The organism is Natronincola peptidivorans, assembly GCF_900111615.1.
GTDB classification, from domain to species: domain Bacteria; phylum Bacillota; class Clostridia; order Peptostreptococcales; family Natronincolaceae; genus Natronincola_A; species Natronincola_A peptidivorans.
Genome location: NZ_FOHU01000025.1, coordinates 19,923 through 27,577, shown reverse-complemented (window position 1 = coordinate 27,577; position 7,655 = coordinate 19,923). Strand labels below are relative to the sequence as shown.

At 36.4% G+C, this 7,655-nt stretch carries 6 protein-coding genes; 2 read left to right on the top strand and 4 right to left on the bottom strand.

Annotated features, from left to right (window positions below; all coding sequences use genetic code 11):
* Positions 1-504: 504 nt before the first annotated feature.
* Together BMX10_RS16235 and BMX10_RS16230 are read left to right on the top strand one after the other, a co-directional pair.
* On the top strand, positions 505-1,224 hold the full coding sequence (locus tag BMX10_RS16235) for a lysophospholipid acyltransferase family protein (protein WP_090446611.1): 720 nt from the start codon (positions 505-507) through the stop codon (positions 1,222-1,224).
* A 190-nt stretch (positions 1,225-1,414) separates the two neighbouring features.
* Entirely contained in the window at positions 1,415-2,617 is a 1,203-nt protein-coding gene (locus tag BMX10_RS16230; RefSeq protein WP_170834863.1) for a sensor domain-containing diguanylate cyclase, read from the top strand.
* A gap of 62 nt (positions 2,618-2,679) precedes the next feature.
* Here BMX10_RS16230 and BMX10_RS16225 read toward each other — a convergent pair whose 3' ends face one another.
* The 4 genes from BMX10_RS16225 to BMX10_RS16210 are packed head-to-tail and all read right to left on the bottom strand — an operon-like array spanning position 2,680 to position 7,484.
* Positions 2,680-4,626, bottom strand: coding sequence for an ABC transporter permease subunit/CPBP intramembrane protease (locus BMX10_RS16225; RefSeq protein ID WP_090446607.1), 1,947 nt, complete (start codon positions 4,624-4,626; stop codon positions 2,680-2,682).
* A gap of 39 nt (positions 4,627-4,665) precedes the next feature.
* Positions 4,666-5,850: an ABC transporter permease gene (locus BMX10_RS16220; protein ID WP_090446605.1), complete on the bottom strand. Its 1,185-nt coding sequence runs from the start codon at positions 5,848-5,850 to the stop codon at positions 4,666-4,668.
* Positions 5,831-6,592, bottom strand: a complete 762-nt coding sequence (locus BMX10_RS16215; protein WP_090446603.1) for an ABC transporter ATP-binding protein — start codon at positions 6,590-6,592, stop codon at positions 5,831-5,833. Before BMX10_RS16215 ends, BMX10_RS16220 begins: the two co-directional genes overlap by 20 nt.
* 34 nt (positions 6,593-6,626) lie before the next feature.
* On the bottom strand, positions 6,627-7,484 hold the full coding sequence (locus tag BMX10_RS16210; RefSeq protein ID WP_244272754.1) for a nitroreductase family protein: 858 nt from the start codon (positions 7,482-7,484) through the stop codon (positions 6,627-6,629).
* Positions 7,485-7,655 lie beyond the last annotated feature (171 nt).

Below are 7,655 nucleotides of genomic sequence, written 5' to 3'. Positions count from 1 at the left end.
TTACTATAACTTTCTTCGTCCTCACAAGCTTCATGAGTGGAAGCGTCCTTTAAACGAAGTCGATATGCTGACAAATGCCGATAATATGCCGGGCAAATGGCAGCTACTGATCTACTTAGGGCAACAAACCATCCTCTCACAACAAAACCAACCTTCCCCTTAAATGTGCCTTTGCACTTTTGCTAAACTTCATCGTTTCACCATCAATGCTGTGGGTTCCAGAGCATTATTTGTGGTATCATCAATCTATTTTTTTGATGTTTTCTTCTTTTAAGAAGGTACTCCCCCCACAAATCATGTTGTAAAATTTTGTTTCTTAGTTTTCATAACCTACTTTACACTATCATTCAATAGATTTACCTAATAATATTCTTCATTAATTTCATATTTCCTGTTTAACTTAGATAGAACTAAATATAAAATACCTTCTTTAATTCCACAATATTTTGTGGTAGTATTATATCATCATAACTACGAATTTAGTTCTTTAGGAGGAAAAAACTGATGAAAAAAGTTTTTGGAATTATTCATTTTCTATTTTATGGAATTTTTGTGGCTTTGGTGGCCATCCCAAAGAGTAATAGATTGCAAAAAGCCGGAGCTATTGATGAAAAAAGAAGCTATGCTGATATGATTAGTAAACGTTGGAGCAAAATCTTGATTGAAGCTACTGGTAGCACCGTAGAGGTAATCGGTTTAGACAATATACCTAAAGAAGGCCCTGTTCTTTTTGTAAGTAATCATCAAGGCTATTTTGATATACCTATATTATTGCACCATCTACCCAAATCCTTAGGCTTCCTAGCAAAAATAGAAATAGCTAAATGGCCTGTAATCAGCAAATGGTTAGCCTGCATTGAAGGGGTCTTTATCGACAGAAATGATATACGTCAATCCTTAAAGGCTATCAAGGAAACTACTGAAAGCTTAAAATCTGGTCAATCTATCGTGATCTTTCCAGAGGGAACCAGAAGTAAAAGCAGTGAATTAAATCCCTTTAAACCCGGTAGTTTAAAGCCTGCTCAAAAAGCAAATGTACCTATTGTTCCGATAACTATTCGGAACACCTACAAAATCTTGGAAGCCAATAATGACCGCAACATAAAACCTGCGGCTATTAAAGTCATTATTTCTCCTGCTATTGATAGCAATACTATCTCAAATGAAAGCTCCGGTGATTTGATAACCAAGGTGTTTCAAACAATCAAGCACAATTTATCATAATACTACACATTGTTATTCTTTTTCCTAAATAGTTGTTCAATAAGGGCTTTGCCCGTCATTCAACGATTTCAGTGGGAGATTGAACTCCCACTGAAAAAATTAAGTGGCACCCGCCACCTATAGAGGTGGGGGACATCTTAATTTAGTTATATTTTATTATTTGAGGTGCTGCGTCATGAGAAAGAGCTCTATGTTGGTATTCAGTCTAATGTTTTTGTATATTGTAATATTTCTTTTAAGCATGTACTTTCTTCCTATTATCTTTAATCAGCAATATGGATTCCCAATGTTTCTTTTAATATCCGTAATGACATTTGGCATCTGCTATTTTACTTACCAATATGCCTCCAACTATGTAAATGCCCATCGACAAAACCATGAAAAAACCAAGGAAATCATGGAGAGTATTTTAGAGATCAGTGATTCTATCCTGACCATTAAAGATAAACAACAGCTTTTTCAATTGATTCTGGAGAAGGCTGTGCAGTGTATTGACGATGCAGATTTAGGAAGTCTCTTGATCTTAAAAGAAGATAATCTTCTAGAATACAAGGCTTTGGTTGGATATGATAAAGAGAAGTTTAAAAACCTCCAATTGAAGCTAGAGGACAGCTTTTTATATAGATACAATCATGGTGATACTTCGCAAAGCTGTATCATAAGAGATGTGCAGCAGTATGACAAAAACCATCTCAGCCAAGATACCTATGAAGAGCTGTATCATGCTGACGGTTTTATTACAAAGACAGCCCTATCCACACCCATCAAGGTTGACAACAAGCTCTATGGTATTATTAACGTAGATAGTAAGAATTTGCATGGTTTTACTGATTTGGATATGTCCTTTATGGAGTATTTTGCCAACCAGATAACCACTGTTATCAAAAACCAAGAATCACTGGATAAGCTGTTGTACTTACTAAAGCATGATAATTTGACCAATATCTATAACAGGTATTATTTTGAGGAAATATTCGATGATCTTCTTGATAGAGCAGAAAGATATAACGAATCCTTTGCCATTGCTATGTTTGATTTGGACAACTTAAAGATCACCAATGATACATTAGGTCACCAAAGAGGTGACCTGCTTATTCAACAATTTGCCCAAGGATTAAAAAGCACTGTTAGAAAAACTGATATTGTTGCCCGTTATGGCGGCGATGAATTCGTAGCTGTATTTCTTTATGCAGATTTCCAAACTGTCATCAGTATTATCAACAACCTTCATGCTTATTTTATCAATCATCCCGTAGTGATAGAGGATGCTATTATTGCTAATGAATTCAGCTATGGTATTGCCCACTATCCTTCAGACGGAACAAAAAGAAAAGAACTTTTAAAGATTGCTGATACGAGGATGTATCTCAACAAACATCATCATAAGCAATAAACTTTATAAGCTCTATAAGTTATTGTTACCTATCTCTGGAGATAAGCCTCCATCATCAATGGTTATTCAACCTCATCCTCTGCTTTAGATAATAATGGATGCTTCTTCTCCAGTAGTACATAACCCACAATAGATGCTATGATAAAAACGATAGATAGATTCAATAGGGTTAATGGCATTCCGCTGGGCATAAATGCCGCAAAGGCATTGTTTAATATATGGAGAACTATAGCTGGATAAATAGACTTTGTTTTATAGGCTACATAGCCAAAAACCAATCCCAATAAAAATGTAGGAAACAGCCTGACAAAATCTAGATGTACCACAGCAAACATTAGAGATGTGATGATGATTGCTGCTTTAGGTCCTAGATTTTTTTCTATAGGTCTAAAGGCAAACCCTCTAAAAAGTATTTCTTCACAGATACCGGGAGTCACTGCTATGAAAAAGAATATCGTCAAGGGACTTAAAATCTGCAGCTGCGCCTCTAACTCTACCAAAGTAGGTATTTGAGATACAAAGGGTGTTATCAATATCTGATAGATAAAGTTTAGACTAAAAGCTGCAACCCATAAAAATACCCCTCCCAGCATTCCCAATGCTGAAGGCATTCTCATGCCTAAGTTTTTCTTTTGAGAGCCTTTTAGATACCATATGATACCTATGGGAATCAAAGCAAAGACAAAAACTTGCATGAAAATCGTTCCTCTTACTATTCCCATCGGCTCCGTTAGCACCGTACTCATATAGATATACAGAATTACGATGATAGATAAACTCATAAAAACATCTTCTACTTCGATAAAATCTCTTCTCTTTAGCTCTTTCCTTCTCAGCTTAAAGGAAGTCCCTTTACCAATACCAAATAATATCTTTTCTGTTCCAAAAACCTTAAACATAAAGGTTAAACTCATTACTGAGAATAAAGTATTGGTAACAAGGGTGATGGCAAATAAATATATATCCAACCCACCTACAAATACCGACTTGATCAGTAAAGTAGAATTGATAATAGGCAGCATAGCATAAAAGGCGTTCAGTTCTAAGCCTGGCGTACTTCCTATATAGGCTGGTATCATAAAGGCAAAAATCAAAGGAGTGATATAAGCACCTGATTCTCTATAACTATTTGCAAACATCCCCACCCCTAAGCTTACCCCTGCTCCCATGACAATCAGAGGAAATAAGGTAAGCACTAGCACCGCTGCGATGGAAGGATCTGCTGCAAAGTGCAGGATTTCTATATCAATAAACCTTGGGGCAAAAGCCAGTAGTATCAGTAGACTTATAATCATAGAGACCAAGCCGAATAATACACAGGCTACTATCTTTGCTACGATTAACTCCTTCTTTTTTATTGGCACAGAAAACAAAGTCTCTAAGGTACCCAGTTCCTTTTCAGCCGTAGTTAATTCAACCGCAAAGTTAACTACGGATAACAAGGCGTACAGGGTTAATGCGATGGGAATGATATTGCTTAAGGAATGCTTCATGATATCCTCTTCCATTGCAATATCCTTCATCTGTAAATTTACTGGATTCAGTAAGGATTCATCTTCATTTGCCAGGGTTAGCAGCTTTAACTGCTCCTCCTCTTTAAAGTCTAATAAGTAGCCTTCTATTCTTTCACTTGCCCTTCTTCCCCCACTTCTGCCAGAATCAAATTTGAACTCGAACCTATGGATATCTTCACTATAGCTGTACTCTAAAACCAAGTCCAGTTCTCTATTTTGAATAAGTTTTTCATAATTTTCAACATCCTCTATAATCTCAAGCCTAGCATCATTATATAAGGCATCTAATACCTCATCCGGGATCTCCCCTACCAAATGAATCCTGCTTAATGATGCCTCAGAACCCCTTGCCGTCATGTCCTGAACTTGATTAAAACCATAAAACAAAAGTGGAAGTAATAATACCGGAAGAATCAATCCAATGATGATTCTTTTATTTCTTGAAAGTGCAAGAATCTCTTTTTTTAATAAATTTAATACGATTGAAAAGTTCATACGCCATCTCCTATATACTGGTTTTATTCGTTATTTTTCTCAGCCTTTTTCACTTCTAAAAATAACCCAGTCTGATTGAAAAAGTTTATTCATTATGATTATTGCTATCGCTGATATTGACATATTTACTAAAAGTATAATTCCTATATTGAAAAGATGATAATCTCCCAGAAAAGCCTCCTTCATCACCAATAAAGAATTGGTGATTGGTATAAATAGGGTAAGGCTTGTAAGCTCTATATCTGGAATAAGACCAAGATAACATGGAAACATAAAGGCAATCAACAATACTGAACCATAGGACTGTGCTTCCTGATATGTCTTTGCAAATAGCCCCAGGCCAATTAAAAAAGCACTGGTCATAATCATCACAGGTAAAAGCATGATAAATAGAAATACTAGTAGCTGGAAGGATAAAGAGATATTTAAATCCGAAATAGCATTTAAAATCACGTATAACAGCGGAAATAAAGAGGCAATGTTGACAAAACCACTAATCATCCCCACCGTGACCCCCGCCAGTAATTTTCCTGTAATGATTTCAAATCTTTTGATTGGCACTGAAAAGATCGTCTCTAATGTTTCCCTTTCCTTTTCCCCTGCACTCAAATCTGAGGATATGGTGTAAGAGCCAATAATAGAATAAATCAGTAAAATAAAGGGCACCAGCATCCCTAATACCATAGCTATCATTCGATCATCGGAAGTGTCCCCTGCATCTGAGATCTCCACCATTTCGATAGCAACAATATCGTTGATCCTCTCATCTATATCAACATGCATTAATCTATCTTCCTTTGCCTGTTCTTCATAAAGTCTAAAGCTGCTCCTCACTCTATAGAAGGCCCTGTCACTGCCGTCTATGGTGGAGTTATAATGAACCTCGTAGCTTTCTACGTTATTATCTAGGGTCATGGTAATAGCTGCGTCAATATTGCCTTCATTGATATCTTCAATAAAGTCTATTGAAGACAAGGGAAGTATTTCAATTCTTTCATCCTCCTGCAATATTTTTACAAATCCCTCATTTACTGTATCCTCTATGGCAACAGCACTCATATTTCCCTCTAGATTTGATTGTACCATCATAGAGAAACCCATAAAAAAGATCATGATTATTGGATAAATAAGGATAGGTAAGAATATGGTAATAAGCGCCTTTTTATCTCTAAATAAAGACTTCATTTCCTTATGCCATATCAAATTAATTTTCTGGAAGCTCATATGACATATCTCCCCTATCTATATACGACAAAAATATATCCCTTATATTTGTTTTGCCGGTTTTCTTTTTGAGGCTTTCTATGGTTCCTGTCTCTATGATTTTCCCTTTGTGTATCAAGCCAATCCTATCACATAGAGAATCTGCCTCCTCCATATAATGAGTTGAAAAAATGATGGTTTTCCCCTCTTCTTTTTTCGCTTTTATAAAATCAATGATCGTCCTGCTTGTAAGAATATCCAGCCCCAGTGTAGGCTCATCCAGTATATATACCTCCGGATCATGAATCATGCATCTGGCTATCGAGGTTTTTTGAACCTGCCCAGTGGATAGTTTTTCTATGATTCTATCTTTAAAATCCTCCATTTGTAGATTGTGTATGATTTGCTCTATCCTTTTTTCCATTATCTCTTTTTTTATGCCATAAAATTTACCAAAAAATCGCATAGTTTCAACCGGTGTCAGTTTTTTATAGAGTTTGGTGTTACCGGATAAAAAGCCAATAGACTTTCTTACCCCCTCTGGTTGACTTTGTGTATCATATCCATTGACGATGATTTTCCCAGCGGATTGCTCCATAATGGTGGCCATTATTCGAAGCAAGGTGGTCTTCCCTGCTCCGTTAGGTCCCAACAAGCCAAAGATCTCACCCTTCTCCACTTCAAAGCTGGCATCATCCACTGCATAAAAATCTCCATGTTTTTTATCATAAAATTTCTTCTTTATATTGATTACCTGTATCATATTTGCCTCCTCATTTCCTAATAGCATCGGTGATTTATACCCAGCTGACGGTATAAACGAGATTTTCTATTTCAGTAGCATCTGGTTTTTCTACACGCCATGTTCCCTTTATTCCAGCTTCCTGTAAAACCATCTCAAAATGGCACATAGCAATCCCCATATCCACTCTCTGAATATTGAAGCCCAACTTTTCTCCGTATCCTTTGTTTTCTTTTAAATAGAAGTGATACTTTTCTCCCTTTTTTAGGATTCTCCATGGTTGTTTGTTGGAGGCAGAAGGCGCTAGCCTTACAGCCTCTAAAGCTTGAAGATATTCCTTTGCTTCTTTCTCTTCTAATGGTGTATCAAAGCTTTCATGAAAAAATAATTCCTTCCATGCTTTTCTTTGATTAGAGCCTGCTGCAAAACGCATGAAGGACTCCACTACGCTTTTCTTGGTTGCTGGATAGCCTACGGGGGTAACGATAGGCATTGTTTCATTCTCCTTTAATGCCACTAGTTTTGCAAACTCACCTTTTTTGAAAGTCCCTCCCAGCCAACAAGTTCCAAGCTCTATAGCTGTGGCATATAGTATGAACTTTTCTAACACATAGCCCAGTTCCTCAAGGTTTCTTTCTCCATCCTCTACAATTGCTGCCATATAATCTTGAGCCCCTTTGATCACGCCATAGGTGCCAATTTTCCCACCAGTTTTCTCTAAAATCTCTAGACAATCAATCAATTCTAGTCGTACCTTTGGGGTAAAAGGACCCTTTATCTTTGCCGCATAGGCCCTCAACTGATTTTTTATATTCTCTTCTAGCTTATCTCCTCTATAGGTTCTCACTGAATACCTGTTTTTGATGACATCCATGATGGGTCTTTTGAAATGTTGATGATTTTCTTTTTTCACAAATTCACTACCTTTCCTAAGGGATTATTATGCATCATCCTTTATAGAATCATTTTTTTCCTCTGCTTCTTTCTTTATACTCCTACTGTTTTCTCTATGGTTACTATTTATCGTTTCCTTCAATTATATGAAAATGCTTTTGGTAAATTTTTACCATAACCCTATTTTACA

Bases quoted from the DNA above. Each gene is read 5' to 3' on its own strand.
- BMX10_RS16235 (WP_090446611.1), top strand. From the start codon at position 505: ATGAAAAAAGTTTTTGGAATTATTCATTTTCTATTTTATGGAATTTTT.
- BMX10_RS16220 (WP_090446605.1), bottom strand. From the start codon at position 5,850: ATGAGCTTCCAGAAAATTAATTTGATATGGCATAAGGAAATGAAGTCT.
- BMX10_RS16230 (WP_170834863.1), top strand. From the start codon at position 1,415: ATGTTGGTATTCAGTCTAATGTTTTTGTATATTGTAATATTTCTTTTA.
- BMX10_RS16215 (WP_090446603.1), bottom strand. From the start codon at position 6,592: ATGATACAGGTAATCAATATAAAGAAGAAATTTTATGATAAAAAACAT.
- BMX10_RS16225 (WP_090446607.1), bottom strand. From the start codon at position 4,626: ATGAACTTTTCAATCGTATTAAATTTATTAAAAAAAGAGATTCTTGCA.